Below are 17,602 nucleotides of genomic sequence, written 5' to 3'. Positions count from 1 at the left end.
AGGCATGCAGCACCACACCGCGCCGAGAGGGCAATCGACCCGAGGGTACGAGGCTGCGCGCACGTATCGAGCAGCGTGAACGCTTACATGCTGCGGCGGTACTGACCGCCCACTTCATAGAGCGCTCCGGTGATCTGTCCGAGCGAGCAGACGCGGACCGCGTCCACCAGGACCGCGAAGACATTGCCGTTGTCGATCACCGTTTGCTTGAGTCGTTCAATCATCGCCCCGGATTCTGCCGCGTTGCGGCCTTGGAAGTCGCGCAGGCGATTGAGCTGCGATTGTTTTTCGTCTTCGGTCGAACGTGCGAGCTCAATCTCGATCTGGGCGTCGCCCTTCGGGTTGCGAAAGGTATTCACGCCGACGATCGGGAACGAACCGTCGTGTTTCTTGTGCTCGTAGTAGAGCGACTCTTCCTGGATCTTGCCACGCTGATAGCCGGTCTCCATTGCTCCGAGGACGCCACCGCGCGAGGCAATGGCTTCAAACTCCTTGAGCACGGCCTCTTCTACCAGATCGGTCAACTCCTCGATGATGAACGAACCCTGATTCGGGTTCTCGTTCATCGCCAGACCCCACTCGCGGTTGATGATCAACTGGATGGCCATGGCGCGGCGAACGGACTCCTCGGTCGGCGTGGTGATTGCCTCGTCGTAGGCATTGGTATGCAGCGAATTGCAGTTGTCGTAGATGGCAATCAGCGCCTGCAGGGTGGTCCGAATGTCGTTGAACGCCATTTCCTGCGCGTGCAGCGAGCGACCCGAAGTCTGCACGTGATACTTGAGCTTCTGGCTGCGCTCGCTGGCGCCATACTTGTTCTTCATCGCCACCGCCCAGATGCGGCGGGCGACACGGCCGATCACCGAATACTCGGGGTCCATGCCGTTGCTGAAGAAGAACGACAGGTTGGGGGCGAAATCGTCGATATGCATACCGCGCGCCAGGTAGGCCTCGACGTAGGTGAAGCCGTTGGCGAGGGTGAAGGCCAGTTGCGAAATCGGATTGGCGCCGGCCTCGGCAATGTGATAGCCGGAAATCGACACCGAATAGAAGTTGCCGATGTGGTTGTGGACGAAGAATTCCTGGATGTCGCCCATCATCTTGAGCGCAAATTCAGTCGAGAAGATGCAGGTATTCTGTCCCTGGTCTTCCTTGAGAATGTCGGCCTGGACGGTGCCGCGAACATTGGCCAGGACCCAGGTGCGGATCTTCTGGATCTCGTCTTCGGTCGGCTCACGACCGTTGTCGGAACGGAATTTCTCGACCTGCTGGTCGATCGCGGCATTGAAGAACATCGACAGGATGATCGGCGCCGGACCGTTGATGGTCAGCGAAACCGAGGTCGTCGGTGCGCACAGTTCAAAACCGTCGAACAGCGCTTTCATGTCGTCAAGCGTGGCGATCGATACGCCCGAGTTGCCGACCTTGCCGTAGATATCCGGCCTGGCGTCCGGATCACAACCATAGAGGGTCACCGAATCGAAGGCTGTCGACAGCCGCTTGGCGGGCATGCCCTCGGAGACTTTCTTGAAGCGACGGTTGGTACGGAAAGCATCGCCTTCGCCGGCGAACATGCGCGTTGGGTCCTCGTTCTCGCGCTTGAAAGCAAAGACGCCGGCGGTATAGGGGAATGACCCCGGTACGTTCTCCTTCATCAGGAAACGCAGCACTTCGCCGTCGTCCTGGTAACTGGGCAGAGAAACCTTTCGGATGCGTGTTCCGGAGAGCGAGGTGCTGGTCAGACGCGTCCGTATCTCCTTGTCGCGGATCTTGACCACATACTCGTCCTGGGCATACAGCTCGACCGTCTTGGGCCACATGTCGAGCAGTTTCTTCGCTCTGGCGTCGAGTTGCCCGTCCTTCCAGTGGATCAGTTCATCGAAGTCGCCGGCCGCCTTGCCGCGGGAGACAAACAGTGCTTTCGCCGTCTTCAGGGATTGCCGCTGGCGAGCCACGTCAGCCTGCTCGGCACTGTGCGCGTGGTAACTGCGGACCCCTTCGGCAATCTCGGCCAGGTAACGTACACGCTGCGCCGGAACGATCGCCCGCTGATTCGACGACTGGCGAACGGTAACCAGGGGCAGCTTGCCCTTCTTCAGCTTCAGGCCATGTGCGTGCAGCTTGGCGGCGATCGCCTGGTACAAGGCCGTCAGTCCGTCGTCGTTGAAGCGTGCAGCCATCGTGCCATAGACGGGCATTTCGTCAGGGCTTTGGCCGAAAGCCTCGTGGTTGCGCTGATACTGCTTGCGCACGTCGCGCAGGGCATCCTCGGCGCCCTTGCGGTCGAACTTGTTGATGGCCACGAAGTCGGCAAAGTCAAGCATGTCGATTTTTTCGAGTTGCGACGCCGCGCCAAACTCGGGGGTCATCACGTAGAGCGAGGCATCGACCAGCGGCACGATCGCCGCGTTGCCCTGACCGATACCCGAGGTCTCGACGATGACCAGATCAAAGCCGGCCAGTTTGCAGGCGGCAATCACTTCGGGCAGCGCGGCAGACAGCTCAGAGCCCGTTTCGCGCGTCGCCAGGGAGCGCATGTAGATGTTCGGGTGCTCGATCGCGTTCATGCGGATGCGGTCGCCGAGCAGAGCGCCACCGGTCCGCTTGCGCGAGGGGTCGATGGAGACGATCGCCAGTTTGATGGTGTCGCCCTGGTCCAGCCGGAAGCGCCGCACCAGTTCGTCGGTCAGCGACGACTTGCCGGCCCCGCCAGTGCCGGTAATGCCCAGCGTCGGCACCTTGAGCCCGGCGGCAGCAAGAACGATTTTCTTGCGCAGCGCTTCCGGATAAGCCCCATTTTCCAGTGCGGTGATGATTTGCGCCAACTTGCGGTGATCACCGGCTTTCAGCGCGGCGAGCACAGCGTCCGGGTCCTGGGGTGCCAGCGTCGACAGGTCGAAGTCGCACTTCGCCGCCACCTCGTTGATCATCCCCTGCAGCCCCAGCGACTGTCCGTCCTGGGGAGAATAGACCCGCGTCACGCCATAGGCGTGCAGTTCATCGATCTCGCTCGGGACGATCACCCCACCGCCACCGCCGAAGACCTTGATATCCGCTCCACCACCCGCCTTCAGCAGGTCGATCATGTACTTGAAGAACTCGACGTGGCCACCCTGGTACGAGGTGATGGCGATTCCCTGCACATCCTCGTGCAGCGCCGCGTTCACGATCTCCTGCACGGAACGATTGTGCCCGAGGTGGATGACCTCGGCGCCCGTCGCCTGCAGGATGCGGCGCATGATGTTGATTGACGCATCATGGCCGTCAAACAGCGAAGCCGCAGTGACAAAGCGCAGTTTGTGCTTGGGCTTGTAGGGCAGAAGCTTCTTGGCAATCGAAAGGTCGGTCATGGCGTTCGCGCTCCACAAAAATCAGAAAGGTTCGGGGTACCAGGAATTGCACAGGAACACACATGGTAGAAAGGTGGCTGCAATAAAGCCATTACCCAATACGCCGCAAACAATGTAAATATTGCCAACTTGAAATATCTGTCAATACACTACCTTGCGAGAAGACGATGCCCTACCCTGAGAAGACCGCCAGGCCTATGTCCGGTTCCGTCCCGCCAGTTGGGGGCGGCCCGACCACGACAAGAGCGTCGGTGGCGGTGGCCTTCGTGGACGGAATGCTGGCCGGTCTGCGACATGCAGGACAGGCGACCGAGCCGCTGCTCGAACGCGCTCACATCCCTGCGGAGGTCCTGAGCGACGCCTCCGCTCGGGTTCCCATAGACCGCTATGCCGAACTTTACAACCTGATCAACCACGAACTCGACGACGAGGGCTTCGGCCTGTTTTCCGTTCCGCTACGCGCCGGCACCTTCGAGTTCCTCTGTCGCAGCATCATCACGGCTCCGACGCTGGCCGGGGCAATCGAACGCAGCATCCGCTTTCTGCGCCTGGTGCTCCCCGATTTCGCCGTCCGTCTCGACAGCCGGCAGGAACTGGCCTACCTGGTGATCACCGAAGCCCGCCCACTGCACATCGGCCGGGTCTTCGCCTTTGAATGGTTGCTGCGCCTGCTGCACGGGCTTTTTTCGTGGCTCGTCGGACGCGGCATCGTTCTCGACTCGGTGGCCTTTCCCTACCCACGGCCGGAGCATGCGGATGATTATGCGCTGATCTACACGGCGCACTCGATATTTGACGCCGAAAAGCTGACCGCCACCTTTGCCGCCAACCTGCTCGAGTTGCCGATCCGTCGCGACGAAACCGCCCTGCAAACCTTCCTCGATGGCGCACCCGGCAAGCTGACGACCCTGTACCGCCGCGACCGCGAAATGGTCTTACGCGTGCGCAGGGCCCTGCGCGATGCGCTGCCGGTGCCCAAGGCGCTGGCGGAAGTCGCCTGTGCCTTGCACATTTCGCCACGCACGCTGCACCGTCGACTCGAAGAGGAGGGATCAAGCTTCCAGGCCGTCAAGGACGCGCTGCGCCGCGACGTGGCGATCAACAGCCTGGCCAAGAGCGGACGCCCGGTGGCGCAGATTGCCGCTGACCTGGGTTTCGCCGACACGGCGGCCTTCTACCGGGCCTTCCTGAGGTGGACCGGTATGGCGCCGGCACACTACCGGCGGCGACTGCAAGCGGCTGGCGGCGGGGTGAGCGGTCGCGGTCACGACGCTTCCGGGCCGCCTTGAGGACTCACTGACCTCGGCGGCGGCAAGACGGGCGGAGCGCCTCTCGTCGTGCCGCGCCGGATCATCTGTCGGTCATGAAGCGCGTCGCGTTCTCAAGATCGGCGTGGGTGCTTCCGCTATAGAGCGCGTTGACGAATTTCCGCCAGATCAGGTCGGGCTCACCCAGACGGAAGCCGTAGACGCCATTTCCCGTGTCCCTGGATGCCTCGACCTGTATTCTCGACACTTCGGCGGGGCCCAACTGGATAGTCACTTCACCCCAGACATTGATCGGCACAGCGGAGCGCGAGTGCGCCTGGAAACCGTAGCGTGAGAGTTGGGTAATCTCGATCTTGTATTTGGTCTCGCATCCGTCGGGTGCCACCACCGAAAATCTGCCTGGGCATCTGACCGAAAAGCGTCGGTGACGCCGGCGAACCTGGTCGTCCTGACCGCCTGCGCCAATCGCCGGCAGAACGCCCTGATACGCCGGCAGATCGTAGATGGTGTGCAGCAAACACTTCTTCCGATCGCTCAACTGAGCAAACACGTGCGTCCGCACATTGAAGAAATGATCGAGCAGGTCCGGCGTCAGCACCGGATCGTTGGTGGTGTAGAAGCGTCGTTGCGGCAGTTTGATGTTGGACAGCCTGACCGCGGTGAAAAAAGCAAACAGATTTCGTTTCGGTGGTTTGGACCCGTAATGCTTCTTGAAGATCTCTGGCGCCGAGCCGAGGTCGAGTGTCGCTCCCACCGCCGGCGCGCCATTCACAAAATCGTAATTCTCGACCACATTCTGTGTCAGACGTTCGAAAAACAACAGGGATTCGTACATCTCGATGTGGCGGGGATTGACGGCAATGACCAGATGCCGGGTATCAAAGAAAGTGGTGCAATATTCGTACATGAACTTCATAAGCGGGAACAGGATACTGCCGCCCGTCCGGCGAAATCGCTTGTGCACCGCCAACGCCGAAACCTCGGCGATGTTTCCCTTCTTCTCACGTATTGCCGTCAGATCGAAGATCCTCTGCAATGGAAACCCCAGCACGCTTTCCCGGATCAAGGACAGCGTGCCGACCACCTGTCCGTCGTACTTCGCGCACAAGGTCGTCGTCGTCGGTAGTGCGTGGTAAATGGTGACGCGCATTCCCGAGGGATCAGGCTTCATGAAGCCGCTATCGACATAAGCGTCGTGCAGCAGAGTAAAGCAGGCCTCCAGCTCCTCCTTCGTGTCGGCGATCTTCAGCACCAGGCGCTCGCTTGGTGCCGGGTCGCAATCGACAAACGTTCGATAGATAGCGAAGCGCCGGTTTTGTGGGAGAACATTGAACAACTTGCGCAGCACCCCGTGCAGCGCCTTTCGTACCCTTGACACTAGTCTTCTGGTCATCCCCTTCCCTTTGGCAACGATGGTCGTCCGCAAAGCAGCCCATCCCGATGCGGGCCGGAACATTCCTGCCGTTCACGTCGACGAGGCCACGGCACCACTGTGTACTGTACCCAAATCCAGGGGCAAGGTGCACACTCCGCGCTCACGACATTTTCGGGCTCCATCTTAACAAAAGCCGTCAACGCTGCTCCGGTTGTTTGCCTCGCGTGTCCATATTTCTGCCGGCCCCCTGGTCTGCCGGCTTCGGAAGGTGAGTATACTGTCCAACCGACTCCCTGCCGGACCAATCCCTTGCGCCCTCCTGCGCGCAATCGTTGCAGCCATCATTGAGGCACAACCTGGAGACATGACCATGCTCGCTGTGGCGCGAAAGTTGACTTTGAGGACCCGCCTTTATGCCTTGCTCATTGGCATGCTGCTGGGCCTGCTCGCCTTGGGAAGCTATTCGGTCTTCGAACTGCGCCAGCACATGCTGGAGGAAAAGCGCCTGGCCATCCGCGCCGTCGTCAATTCGGCCATTGGCGTGCTGCAACATCAGTACGCGCTGCAGCAGGCGGGCAAGTTGAGCCAGGAAGAGGCTCAGCAGTCGGCCAAGGACGCTCTGCGCGGGAGCCGGTTCAACGAAGACGACTACCTGTTCATCTACGACTTCAGCGGCACGACCATGATGCACGGCACCAGACCCGAGCGGGAAGGCAAGAACACGCTCGATGCCACGGACCCGACCGGGAAAACCTACGTCAAGGAGTGGATCGAACTGCTGCAGCGCAATGGCGAGGCGACAATGGATTACCTGTTCGCCAAGCCTGGCGCCGACAAGCCGATCGCCAAGATCGCCTACGCCAAGGTCTTCGCGCCCTGGGGCTGGTGGCTGGCCACGGGTATATACATCGAGGATGTGGACGCCGCCTTCTGGCGCAGTGCCCGCAGCAGCATTGCCTTCGTGGGGTTGATCAGCGTATTGCTCGGAGCCCTCTGCTGGACCATCAACCGCAGCGTGCAACAGCAGATCGGTGGCGAACCCGCGCTGGCAGTTGCCCAGGTCGAAAGCTTGTCCCAGGGAGACCTGACCCGGAGCATCACCTCAAGCAGCAGTCAGGACGGCAATCTGCTGAGCGCGCTGGCGACCATGCAGGCCAGGCTGCATGGCGTCGTTCTCGATATTAACCAGGGTACCGAAATGCTCGCCAGGGAATCCGGCGAGTTGTCCATCGCGGCCAGCGAAATCAGCCTGGCTGCACGAAACCAGGCTGAAGCCAGTGCCGCCAGCGCTGCGTCCATCGAAGAGCTCACGGTCAGCATCAGCGAAGTATCCGGGCTTGCCCACATGACCGAGGACAATTCCCGCAAGACGACTGAGCTGGCAAACCAGGGCGCCGATGTCGTCCGCCGAGCGGCGGGTGAAATCGAGGGGATTGCCGTTTCGGTGCGGGATTCAGCGACGCGTATCGATTCCCTCGTAGGCCGCTCCCGGGACATCGGCACGATTACCAATGTGATCAAGGAGATCGCCGATCAGACCAATCTGCTGGCCCTGAATGCCGCCATCGAAGCGGCGCGTGCCGGCGACCAGGGGCGGGGATTCGCCGTGGTGGCTGACGAGGTGCGCAAGCTGGCAGAACGGACGACGCAGGCCACGGCTCAGATCGGCCAGATGGTCAGCACGATCCAGGGGGATACCAGCGCAGCCGTATCGGCCATGCAGAGCGCCGAGCCCAAGGTGCGCCAGGGGCAGGAACTCGCCTTGCAGGCCACGGCGGTGCTCGACGAGATCCTGCGCCATGCCGAGGATTCTCTGGCCAGGGCCCGTGATGTGGCCAACGCCACCGCGGAGCAGGCGATCGCCGCCACAAGCATCGCCGGTCACGTGGAGAGCATTGCCTCGATGACGGAAGAGACCGATGCCGCGGCCCGATGCAACGCCGACGCTGCCGAGCAGTTGAAAAAACTCGCGGGAGAACTCCAGGCCGCAGTTTCGTATTTCAAAGTGTGAGTACGAAGATCAACGCTGGCTGGCATCTTGCCGATAATCCACCGCAGCATCGGAAAGGGTGAACAGCAGGCTGGGACTGCTTACCCCGATCTCATTGACACATCATGTAACATCGAACTACTATCCTGGCAAGCATATGGTTGAGTCGAGTCATGGAATACAATGTTCGAGTGCGCAGACCATTAGGGAGAGGCGAGCCTTGGGCGGCTGAAAAAAGTAGTGTTTTGTAGCAATCCAACCAGTTCATTTTGAGGCGCCATATGAAAACCAGACTGCTTTCGCTGCACGCTTCGTCCACCACCGCCAAATCCGGTTTCGCCATGCTGCGGACCGCACTCACCGCGACCGTTGCTTTGACACTGCTCCCCTTGAGCACAGCTAGCGCCACCCCATACTTCGCAACACAGACCGGTCAGCGCTGTACCTACTGTCATGTACAGGCCCCTACCAATCAGAACCAGCAACTAAATGACACGGGCATTGCCTTTAAAGCCAACGGATACAATCTTCCGCAAAGGCAGCCTGTGTGCACCATGCAGCAGATGCAACTATTTGATAACAATCGAGTATACCGCGGCGTATTCCCTGTGCAAGTCTGCAATTAGGAGCTTGGCTGCGCGAACTCCTGAAAAGGGAATACTCCGACAAAAAAACGCCGCCGTACTTCGCGTGCGGCGGCGTCATCGTACGGCGCGTACTTGCTTCGCCTACCTCTTCTTCACCGCCGGCAAATCGGTACACACCCCCTCATAGACCTCCGCGGCCATGCCTACCGACTCACCCAGCGTCGGGTGCGGGTGGATGGCGTCGCCGATGTCGGTGGCATCACAGCCCATTTCGATGGCCAGACGTAGCCCTATCCATTCGGTAGCCAATTTTCATCGAGAACTTCGGTTGCAGTCGCCCAAGGACAATTGCGTGGGAGCTTGTCTATCCCGATTCCCGTCTCGTCACTGGCCAGATCGCATGCATCGCCCCAGGCATCGGCCCACCAGTCCGGGTCGTTGAGGCAGCCGCGCAGACTCGGTGTTTTGTCCAGGCGACGGGCAATTCTGTGGCGCTGATTGCTGATTGTCACCTCCCAGCTCGCACCCCGGCGCTCGGGTTGATGCTGCCACTTGAGGAGATGGGCCAGGAGGATGGCCATTCGGGTGGCCAACTCGCGCTGCTCGCTCTTTCCCACGTCTTCAATCTCCTCCGCGATATGCTCCCGGTCAAGTAGATCAAAGCGCCCGGCTCGAATCAGTCGGGCTTGCTCGCTGGCCCATGCCACCACGTCCGTTTCGTAGTCTGTTCCCATGGCGACATCCCCATAACAAGATTTGTTGCGCTGCTTGACAAAGGCTGAAACGCCCTTTTCCGCCCCGTCATCATTTCCGAAACCGGCATCCGCAGTCAAGCGACTACGCACACAAACGTATCGCTTTCGGTTCAGAGAAAGGATGACGCCGCCGTACTTCGCGTGCGGCGGCGTCATTGTACGGCGGGTACTTGCTTCGCCTACCTCTTCTTCACCGCCGGCAAATCGGTACACACCCCCTCATAGACCTCCGCGGCCATGCCCACCGACTCACCCAGCGTCGGGTGCGGGTGGATGGTGTGGCCGATGTCGGTGGCATCACAGCCCATTTCGATGGCCAGACAGACTTCGCCGATCAGGTCGCCGGCGTCGGTGCCGACAATGCTGCCGCCGATGATGCGGTGCGTTGCTTCGTCGAAGATCAGCTTGGTGAAGCCCTCGGCGCGACCGTTGGCCAGAGCCCTCCCCGAAGCCGCCCAGGGGAATATGCTCTTGCCGTAAGTGATCCCCTCGGCCCGGCATTGATCTTCGGTCTTGCCGGCCCAGGCGATTTCCGGATCGGTGTAGGCGACCGACGGGATCTGCAGGGCGTCGAAACAGCGCTTGCCGCCGTGTGCGGCTTCGGCTGCGACATGCGCTTCGTGCACCCCTTTGTGCGCGAGCATCGGCTGCCCGACGATATCGCCGATGGCAAAGATGTGCGGGACGTTGGTGCGCAACTGCGTATCGACGGGAATGAAGCCACGCTCGGTAACGGCGACGCCGGCTTTCTCGGCATCGAGCTTCTTGCCGTTCGGCGAGCGGCCGACAGCAACCAGAACGAGGTCGAAAACTTCCTTCTCGTCGCTGCTGTAGCTGACCTCGATGCCTTCAGGGCGGGCCGCTGCGGCGACGACGCCGGTGTTGAGCAGGATGCGGTCGAAGCGGTGGGCGTTGTGCTTTTCCCAGACCTTGACCAGATCGCGGTCAGCGCCCGGCATCAGCACCGACCCGAGCTCGACGACGGTGATTCGCGAGCCGAGCGCTGAGTAGACGCTGGCCATTTCGAGGCCGATGATGCCACCACCGATGACCAGCATGCGCTCGGGGATCTGCCGCAGTTCGAGGGCGCCGGTCGAGTCGACGACGCGCGGGTCGTCGGGCATGAAGGGCAGCGGAATGGGTTGCGAGCCGGCGGCGATGATCGCTTTCTGGAAACGGATCAGCTTGCTGCCGCCACCGGCAAGCGCGACTTCGAGATGATGTGGGGCGACGAACTGGCCGACACCCTGCACGACTTCGACCTTGCGCCCCTTGGCCATGCCGGCGAGACCGCCGGTCAGTTTGCCGACGACCTTGTCCTTGTGGGCACGCAGTTTGTCGAGGTCGATGCTTGGTGCTGCGAAGCTGACACCGCAATCGCCCATGTGCTGCGCTTCGTCCATCACGCCGGCGATGTGCAGCAGGGCTTTCGACGGGATGCAACCGACGTTCAGGCAGACACCGCCGAGCGTCGGGTAGCGCTCGACGAGGACGGTCTGCATGCCGAGGTCGGCGCTGCGGAAAGCCCCTGAGTAGCCACCCGGGCCGGCGCCGAGGACAAGCATTTCGCATTCGAGGTCGGCGTTGCCGGTAATCGGCGCCGCGGCCTGCGGGGCCGGTGCGGCGCTGGCCGGTGCCGCCGCAGGAGCGGATGCTGCCGCCTGGGCAGCGCCGGCAGTCTCGATCACGACGACGATCGAACCTTCGGAGACCTTGTCGCCCAGGGCGACCTTCACTTCCTTGACGACGCCGGCAACGCTGCTCGGGATGTCCATCGTCGCCTTGTCGGATTCGAGGGTGACCAGGGGGTCGTCGACCTTGACCGTGTCGCCGGCCTTGACGCAGATGTCGATCACCGGCACATCGTGATAGTCGCCGATATCCGGCACTTTGGCTTCAATGATCTGGCTCATGATTTTCTCCCGATCAGAGCAGCACGCGCCGCATGTCGGCGAGCAGTTGCGCGACATGGACGTTGAAACGGGTCGCCAGCGCGCCGTCGATGACGCGGTGGTCGGCGGAGAGCGACATCGGCAGGATCAGGCGCGGCGCGAACTCCTTGCCGTTCCAGACCGGTTTCATCACCGACTTGCTGACTCCCAGGATGGCCACCTCAGGCGCGTTGACGATCGGCGAAAACTGCGTGCCGCCGATACCGCCAACACTCGAAATGGTGAAGCAGGCGCCCGACATGTCAGCCGGGCCAAGCTTGCCGTCGCGCGCCTTCCTCGCCAGTTCGCCACTTTCGACGGCGATCTGGCTGACCGATTTCTGGTCGGCGTTCTTGATCACCGGGACGACCAGGCCATTCGGCGTATCGGCGGCGAAGGCGACGTGGTAATACTGCTTCAGCACCAGGTTGTCGCCGTCGAGGGAACTGTTGAACTCGGGGAACTTCTTCAGCGCCACCGTGCACGCCTTGATCAGGAAAGCGAGCATGGTGATCTTCGCGCCTGACTTCTCGTTCTCCTTGTTGATCGCCACGCGGAAGGCTTCGAGGTCGGTGATGTCTGCGTCTTCGTGATAGGTAACCGCCGGGACCATCACCCAGTTGCGCGCCAGGTTCTGGGCGGAGATCTTCTTGATGCGCGCCAGCGGTTTGACTTCGACCGCACCGAACTTGGCAAAGTCGACTTTCGGCCAGGGCAGCAGATCGAGACCGCCGCCTAGCGATGGCGCGGCTGCCGCCGAGGCCGCCGGAGGAGCGGTCAGCACGCCCTTGACGTAGGCCGTGATGTCTTCCTTGAGGATGCGGCCCTTGGGTCCGCTGGCCGTCACTTTGTTGAGATCGACGCCAAGTTCGCGGGCCAGCAGGCGCACCGACGGGCTGGCGTGCGTCCTGGCGCCGGGCGCGAGTCCTGGAACCGGCACGACGGTTGCTGGCGCAAGCTGCGCTACGGCAGGGGCCGGCGCGCCGGTGGCGTCGGGCGCCGCCGGTGCGGGCGCCGGAATGGGGGCGCCGGCAGCCGCCGGCGAAGCAGCGCCACTTTCAATGACGACGACCACCGTTCCCTCGGAAACCTTGTCGCCGAGCTTGACCCTCACTTCGCGGATGACGCCGGCCGCCGAAGACGGAACGTCCATCGTCGCCTTGTCGGATTCCAGCGTCACCAGCGCGTCGTCGATCTTGACCGTGTCGCCAACCTTGACGCAGACGTCGATCACCGGGACGTCGTGGTAGTCACCGATGTCGGGAACCTTGACTTCGAGCGGCGCGCCGCTCGTCGGCACCGCCGCAGTCACGGCTGCGGCTACGCCAGTGGGAATGGACACCGAAGCGGGCGGAGGCGGAGGCGCCGCTTCCGGAGTGGCGACTGCGCTCGTCGCAGTCGCCACTCCGGCAGACGCCTCAAGGACGACGACGACGGCGCCTTCGGAAATTTTGTCGCCGAGTGCGACACGGATCTCCTTGACCACTCCGGCCACCGGTGACGGCACATCCATCGTCGCCTTGTCGGATTCCAGGGTCACCAGTGCCCCATCGACCTTGACGACGTCGCCGACGGTGACGCAGATGTCGATCACCGGTACATCATGATAGTCACCGATGTCGGGGACTTTTACTTCGATCAATTGACTCATCAGAGGGCTCCCTTAAACCGTCGTCGGGTTGGGTTTGTTCGCGTCGATGCCGTACCTGGCAATCGCGTGCGCGACCTTGGTCCGATCGATCGTGCCGTCATCGGCCAGGGCCTTGAGCGCGGCGACGGCGATCCAGCGGCGATCGACCTCGAAGAAGTGGCGCAACTGCTCGCGCGTGTCCGAGCGACCGAAGCCGTCGGTGCCCAGCGTGACGTAGCGACGGTTGATGAAGGGACGGATCTGCTCGGCGAACATGCGCACGTAATCGGTCGCGGCGATGATCGGGCCGCGGGTGTCGCCAAGGCACATTTCGACGTGCGAGCGCTTCCCCTTTTCGGTGGGATTGAGCATGTTCCAGCGCTGCACGTCGTTACCGTTGCGCGCCAGCTCGGTGAACGCCGGGCAGCCCCAGAGGTCGGCATCGACACCCCAGTCGTTCTTGAGCAGTTCGGCAGCGGCGATCACTTCGCGGAAAATCGTTCCCGAGCCGAGCAACTGCACGCGCGGCGCAGCCGGGTTGCTGTCCGACGACTGGCCGCGGCGCAGCAGGTACATGCCCTTGAGAATATCGGCTTCGGCGCCGGCCGGCATTTCCGGATGCTCGTAGTTCTCGTTCATTACCGTGATGTAGTAGAAGACGTCGTCCTGTTCCTGGTACATCCGGCGCATGCCTTCGTGCATGATCACGGCCACCTCGAACGAGAAGGTCGGGTCGTAACTGATGCAGTTCGGAATCAGGCTGGAAAGGATCAGCGAATGACCGTCTTCGTGCTGCAGACCTTCGCCGTTCAGAGTCGTCCGGCCGGCGGTACCGCCGATCAGGAAACCGCGGGCGCGCTGGTCGCCAGCCGCCCAGCAGAGATCCATCGTGCGCTGGAAGCCGAACATCGAATAGCAGATGTAGAAGGGGATCATCTGCACGCCATGCACCGAGTATGCGGTCGCCGCAGCGATCCAGTCGCTCATCGCGCCGGCTTCGTTGATTCCTTCCTGGAGCACCTGACCGTCTTTCGACTCCTTGTAGAACATCAGTTGATCGTGATCTTCGGGGACGTAGTTCTGGCCGTCCTGGTTCCAGATGCCGATCTGCCGAAAAAGACCTTCCATGCCGAAAGTGCGCGACTCGTCAGGAACGATCGGAACGACGTGCCGACCGATCTTCTTGTCCTTGAGCAGGATGTTGAGGAAGCGGACGATGGACATCGTCGTGGACACCTCGCGGCCCTCGCCCGAGGCCTTGAGCAGCGCGTCAAAAGCCGACAGTGCCGGTATTTCGAGCGCCTCCGCCTTGCGTCGACGTTGCGGCAGGTAGCCACCGAGGTCCATTCGCCGCTGCCGCATGTAGTTCAGTTCGGGCGAGCCTTCGGCGAACTTCAGGTAGGGCAGTTCCGCGACCTGGTCGTCGCGCACCGGCAGGGCGAAACGGTCACGGAAGCGTTTGATCGCCTCGTAATCGAGTTTTTTCTGCTGGTGCGAGATATTCATCGCCTCACCGGCCTGGCCCATGCCAAAGCCCTTGATGGTCTTGGCCAGGATCAGCGTCGGCTGGCCCTGGTGTTCGACGGCGCTCTTGTAGGCGCTGAAGATCTTGAAGATGTCGTGGCCGCCACGGTTCAGCGCCCAGACCTGTTCGTCGGTCCAGTCGGCGACGAGTTCCCTGAGCTCCGGGGTGTTGAAGAAGTGCTCGCGAACGTAGGCGCCATCCTTGGCCTTGAAGGTCTGGTACTCGCCGTCGATAGCCTCCATCATGCGCTGCTTGAGGATGCCTTTCGTGTCGCGCAGCAGGAGCGTGTCCCATTGCGTTCCCCAGACCAGCTTGATGACGTTCCAGCCGGCGCCGCGGAAAGTGCCTTCGAGTTCCTGAATGATCTTGCCGTTGCCGCGTACCGGACCGTCGAGACGCTGTAGGTTACAGTTGATGACGAAAATCAGGTTGTCGAGTCGCTCGCGCGCGGCCATGCCGATGGCGCCGAGCGATTCGACCTCATCGGTTTCGCCATCGCCCAGAAAGGCCCAGACCTTGCGATCGCCGGCGGCGATGAAACCTCGGCTGTCGAGGTACTTCATGAAGCGGGCGTGGTAGATCGCCTGCAGCGGGCCGAGGCCCATCGAGACGGTCGGGAACTGCCAGAAGTCGGGCATCAGCCAGGGATGCGGATACGACGAGATGCCGTGACCATCGACTTCCTGCCGGAAATTGTCCATCTGCTCGTCGGTCAGGCGCCCAAGCAGATGCGCGCGGGCGTAGACGCCGGGTATCGAGTGCCCCTGAAAGAAAATCAGGTCGCCGCCGTGCTGCTCGGTGGGTGCGTGCCAGAACCACGAGAAGCCGACGTCGTAGAGCGCCGCCGCCGAGGCGAACGAGGCGATGTGACCACCGACGTTGCTGTCCCGGTTGGCACGCACGACCATCGCCATGGCGTTCCAGCGAATGTAATTGTGAATCCTGATTTCCAGGTCGGCGTTACCCGGATACTTGGGCTGCTGATCGACCGGGATGGTATTGATGTACTCGGTGGTGGCGCTGTACGGGATGTCGATTCCCTCCTGACGCGCCTGCGAAATCAGGCCATCGATCAGGAAGTGGGCGCGCTCGACGCCTTCCCTGTCGATCACGCCGCTCAGTGCGTCTTGCCATTCCTGTGTTTCCTGCGGGTCCGCATCGGTGATGCCGGCCGACAGCGCGTTTTCGGGCAGATCTGCCATGACTGTGTCTCCTGGGCTGCAGAACGGTGAAATGAAGAGTGAAGAGTGTTTTCTACGCGCCGAAGTCTACGGCAGCACAGAAGGTTAGTCTCTTATCCGGGTGCGCGGTACCGCAGCGCAACAAATGGCAGCGTCCCGCATTGTAAAAGACTATCCTGCATCGTGCAATTTACAACCCACAACCACCCTGGCGGGCAGCGCTTGCACCGTGACATTGACAGCAGGCGTTCAGGAAAGTTGATCTGCGCCAACGTGAAAATGCCCTGAGCCGCTAAGGTCCAGGCTTTGTTTGGCCCTTTTTTTCGTGCGCCAGACGATGACCTTGACCAGCGGGTGCCGCTGACGTTCGCTCGCCAACGCCGGTTGCACGCCGCAAGCCGAGATGTTCACCGTCAACGATACCGGCCGTCTCGTGCCGCCGGTCGTCGAACTCAACCGGCAGGCTTTCGCGGCGGGTCGGGCGGCGGCCGAACAGGCGGCACGAGCGGCGGCCGATGCAGCCTGATTTGCGCTAGAATCCTGCCCTCGGCGTCGATCCATTGATGGGTCTTGCCCTTTGCACAGCACACCTTTCCTCTTTCCCCGGCCACTGCAGAAGAATTCAAGATGACGGCAAAAATCCTCGACGGCAACGCGCTCGCTCAAAAGCTGCGCACCGATTTCAAGACGCGTGCCGAAGCGCTGGCCGCCCGCGGTACCCGCCCCGGACTGGCGGTGATTCTGGTCGGCGAAGATGCCGCTTCGCAGGTCTATGTGCGCAACAAGGTGAACGCCTGCGCGCAAGCTGGTTTCCATTCGGAGAAGATCACTTACACGCCCGATGTCGACCCGCGCGTCGTCCTGGAGAAGATTGCCGAGCTCAATGCCGACCCGAAGATCCACGGCATCCTGGTCCAGTTGCCGCTGCCCAAGCACTTCGACTCCGACGCGGTGCTCAGGGCGATTGCGCCGGAGAAGGACGTCGACGGTTTCCACGCCGAGAATGTCGGCGCTCTGATGCAGGGCCAGCCGCGTTTCATCCCGTGCACGCCCTACGGGATCATGAAGTTCTTTGCCGAAGCCGGCATCGATCTGAAAGGCAAGGAAGCCGTCGTCCTTGGCCGCTCGAACATCGTCGGCAAACCGATGGCCATGCTGCTGATGCAGGCCAGTGCGACGGTGACCGTCTGTCATTCGCAGACCCGCGACCTGGCATTCCACACGCGGCGCGCCGACGTGCTGGTCGCCGCGCTCGGCAAAGCGCGTTTCGTCACCGCCGAGATGGTCAAGCCCGGCGCCGTGGTCATCGACGTCGGCATCAATCGTCTACCCGACGGAAAACTGTGTGGCGATGTGGATTTTGCCGCAGTCAGCGAAGTGGCCGCCTGGATCACGCCGGTCCCCGGCGGCGTCGGACCGATGACCATCACCATGCTGCTCGCCAACACGCTCGAAGCGGCCGAAAGAGGGACCCGCTGATGGCTGCCAGCGAACCGCTGGTTGGCGTCGTCATGGGTTCCGACTCCGACTGGCCAACGATGCAGGCGGCGGCGGTCATGCTGAAGGAGTTCGGCGTCCCTTTCGAGGCGCGCGTCGTCTCGGCGCATCGCACCCCGGATCTGCTGGTCGAGTACGCCGAAGCGGCCGCCCAACGCGGCCTCAAGGCGATCATTGCCGGCGCCGGCGGCGCCGCGCACCTGCCGGGAATGCTGGCGGCCATGAGTATCGTTCCGGTGCTCGGCGTGCCGGTGCAATCGAAGGCACTTTCCGGGCAGGATTCGCTGCTCTCGATCGTGCAGATGCCAAAAGGTATCCCGGTCGCCACTTTCGCCATCGGCGAGGCGGGCGCAGCCAATGCGGCCCTGTTTGCCGTCGCCATGCTGGCCACCGTCGATCCTGAACTGGCGCGGCGCCTCACCCAGTTTCGGCGAACGCAAGCCGAAAAGGTGATGGCGATGAAGCTGCCGGAAGTGTGAGCTGCATTCCTTCAGCATGCCGATAGACGAGCCC

Annotated in this window: 13 protein-coding genes; 6 read left to right on the top strand and 7 right to left on the bottom strand. The window is 61.9% G+C overall.

Translation table 11 applies throughout. The features are described from left to right. Positions 1-83: 83 nt before the first annotated feature. Positions 84-3,350 carry a fused isobutyryl-CoA mutase/GTPase IcmF gene (icmF, locus tag ACCAA_RS15765; protein ID WP_186408204.1) on the bottom strand — a complete coding sequence of 1,089 codons (3,267 nt, stop codon included), beginning with the start codon at positions 3,348-3,350 and terminating at the stop codon, positions 84-86. A 251-nt stretch (positions 3,351-3,601) separates the two neighbouring features. Here icmF and ACCAA_RS15760 point away from each other — a divergent pair, with 251 nt between their 5' ends. Further along, positions 3,602-4,639, top strand: coding sequence for an AraC family transcriptional regulator (locus ACCAA_RS15760; protein WP_425394490.1), 1,038 nt, complete (start codon positions 3,602-3,604; stop codon positions 4,637-4,639). A gap of 61 nt (positions 4,640-4,700) precedes the next feature. Here ACCAA_RS15760 and ACCAA_RS15755 read toward each other — a convergent pair whose 3' ends face one another. Then, positions 4,701-5,996 carry a GNAT family N-acetyltransferase gene (locus ACCAA_RS15755; RefSeq protein ID WP_245754607.1) on the bottom strand — a complete coding sequence of 432 codons (1,296 nt, stop codon included), beginning with the start codon at positions 5,994-5,996 and terminating at the stop codon, positions 4,701-4,703. A 367-nt stretch (positions 5,997-6,363) separates the two neighbouring features. On the opposite strand from ACCAA_RS15755, the gene ACCAA_RS15750 reads away from it, so the two are divergent. Beyond that, positions 6,364-8,004, top strand: a complete 1,641-nt coding sequence (locus ACCAA_RS15750) for a methyl-accepting chemotaxis protein (RefSeq protein ID WP_186408202.1) — start codon at positions 6,364-6,366, stop codon at positions 8,002-8,004. A 260-nt stretch (positions 8,005-8,264) separates the two neighbouring features. Beyond that, positions 8,265-8,609: a hypothetical protein gene (locus ACCAA_RS15745; protein ID WP_186408201.1), complete on the top strand. Its 345-nt coding sequence runs from the start codon at positions 8,265-8,267 to the stop codon at positions 8,607-8,609. Positions 8,610-8,711: 102 nt separating this feature from the next. Here the strand turns inward: ACCAA_RS15745 and ACCAA_RS15740 are convergent, their stop codons facing one another. The 5 genes from ACCAA_RS15740 to aceE all read right to left on the bottom strand — a co-directional run bounded on the left by ACCAA_RS15740 (position 8,712) and on the right by aceE (position 15,613). Next, entirely contained in the window at positions 8,712-8,879 is a 168-nt protein-coding gene (locus ACCAA_RS15740; RefSeq protein ID WP_186408227.1) for a hypothetical protein, read from the bottom strand. Then, complete coding sequence (locus ACCAA_RS15735; RefSeq protein ID WP_186408225.1) at positions 8,861-9,304, bottom strand: DUF29 domain-containing protein; 444 nt, start codon at positions 9,302-9,304, stop codon at positions 8,861-8,863. The genes ACCAA_RS15740 and ACCAA_RS15735 overlap by 19 nt, the downstream gene beginning before the upstream one ends. 200 nt (positions 9,305-9,504) lie before the next feature. Further along, the gene (gene lpdA / locus ACCAA_RS15730) at positions 9,505-11,238 is read right to left on the bottom strand and encodes a dihydrolipoyl dehydrogenase (protein WP_186408200.1); all 1,734 of its coding nucleotides are present in this window, start codon (positions 11,236-11,238) and stop codon (positions 9,505-9,507) included. A 13-nt stretch (positions 11,239-11,251) separates the two neighbouring features. Continuing rightward, the gene (aceF, locus tag ACCAA_RS15725; protein ID WP_186408199.1) at positions 11,252-12,907 is read right to left on the bottom strand and encodes a dihydrolipoyllysine-residue acetyltransferase; all 1,656 of its coding nucleotides are present in this window, start codon (positions 12,905-12,907) and stop codon (positions 11,252-11,254) included. A gap of 12 nt (positions 12,908-12,919) precedes the next feature. Next, entirely contained in the window at positions 12,920-15,613 is a 2,694-nt protein-coding gene (aceE, locus tag ACCAA_RS15720) for a pyruvate dehydrogenase (acetyl-transferring), homodimeric type (RefSeq protein ID WP_186408198.1), read from the bottom strand. A gap of 382 nt (positions 15,614-15,995) precedes the next feature. Between aceE and ACCAA_RS22530 the strand changes: the two genes are divergently transcribed. The 3 genes from ACCAA_RS22530 to purE all read left to right on the top strand — a co-directional run bounded on the left by ACCAA_RS22530 (position 15,996) and on the right by purE (position 17,568). Continuing rightward, positions 15,996-16,118, top strand: a complete 123-nt coding sequence (locus ACCAA_RS22530; protein ID WP_281193204.1) for a hypothetical protein — start codon at positions 15,996-15,998, stop codon at positions 16,116-16,118. 101 nt (positions 16,119-16,219) lie between these two features. Further along, positions 16,220-17,071: a bifunctional methylenetetrahydrofolate dehydrogenase/methenyltetrahydrofolate cyclohydrolase FolD gene (folD, locus tag ACCAA_RS15715; protein WP_186408197.1), complete on the top strand. Its 852-nt coding sequence runs from the start codon at positions 16,220-16,222 to the stop codon at positions 17,069-17,071. Then, entirely contained in the window at positions 17,071-17,568 is a 498-nt protein-coding gene (gene purE / locus ACCAA_RS15710; protein ID WP_186408196.1) for a 5-(carboxyamino)imidazole ribonucleotide mutase, read from the top strand. Before folD ends, purE begins: the two co-directional genes overlap by 1 nt. Positions 17,569-17,602 lie beyond the last annotated feature (34 nt).

The sequence above is a fragment of the Candidatus Accumulibacter aalborgensis genome (genome assembly GCF_900089955.1).
Lineage (GTDB): Bacteria > Pseudomonadota > Gammaproteobacteria > Burkholderiales > Rhodocyclaceae > Accumulibacter > Accumulibacter aalborgensis.
Note: the sequence above shows the minus strand (reverse complement) of the source record. Positions and strands in the feature narration are given on the sequence as shown.

What these genes read in the sequence shown, in the direction of transcription:
- icmF (WP_186408204.1), bottom strand. Translation starts at nt 3,350, where the DNA reads ATGACCGACCTTTCGATTGCCAAGAAGCTTCTGCCCTACAAGCCCAAG.
- ACCAA_RS15750 (WP_186408202.1), top strand. Translation starts at nt 6,364, where the DNA reads ATGCTCGCTGTGGCGCGAAAGTTGACTTTGAGGACCCGCCTTTATGCC.
- ACCAA_RS15745 (WP_186408201.1), top strand. Translation starts at nt 8,265, where the DNA reads ATGAAAACCAGACTGCTTTCGCTGCACGCTTCGTCCACCACCGCCAAA.
- ACCAA_RS15735 (WP_186408225.1), bottom strand. Translation starts at nt 9,304, where the DNA reads ATGGGAACAGACTACGAAACGGACGTGGTGGCATGGGCCAGCGAGCAA.
- lpdA (WP_186408200.1), bottom strand. Translation starts at nt 11,238, where the DNA reads ATGAGCCAGATCATTGAAGCCAAAGTGCCGGATATCGGCGACTATCAC.
- aceF (WP_186408199.1), bottom strand. Translation starts at nt 12,907, where the DNA reads ATGAGTCAATTGATCGAAGTAAAAGTCCCCGACATCGGTGACTATCAT.
- aceE (WP_186408198.1), bottom strand. Translation starts at nt 15,613, where the DNA reads ATGGCAGATCTGCCCGAAAACGCGCTGTCGGCCGGCATCACCGATGCG.
- ACCAA_RS22530 (WP_281193204.1), top strand. Translation starts at nt 15,996, where the DNA reads ATGTTCACCGTCAACGATACCGGCCGTCTCGTGCCGCCGGTCGTCGAA.
- folD (WP_186408197.1), top strand. Translation starts at nt 16,220, where the DNA reads ATGACGGCAAAAATCCTCGACGGCAACGCGCTCGCTCAAAAGCTGCGC.
- purE (WP_186408196.1), top strand. Translation starts at nt 17,071, where the DNA reads ATGGCTGCCAGCGAACCGCTGGTTGGCGTCGTCATGGGTTCCGACTCC.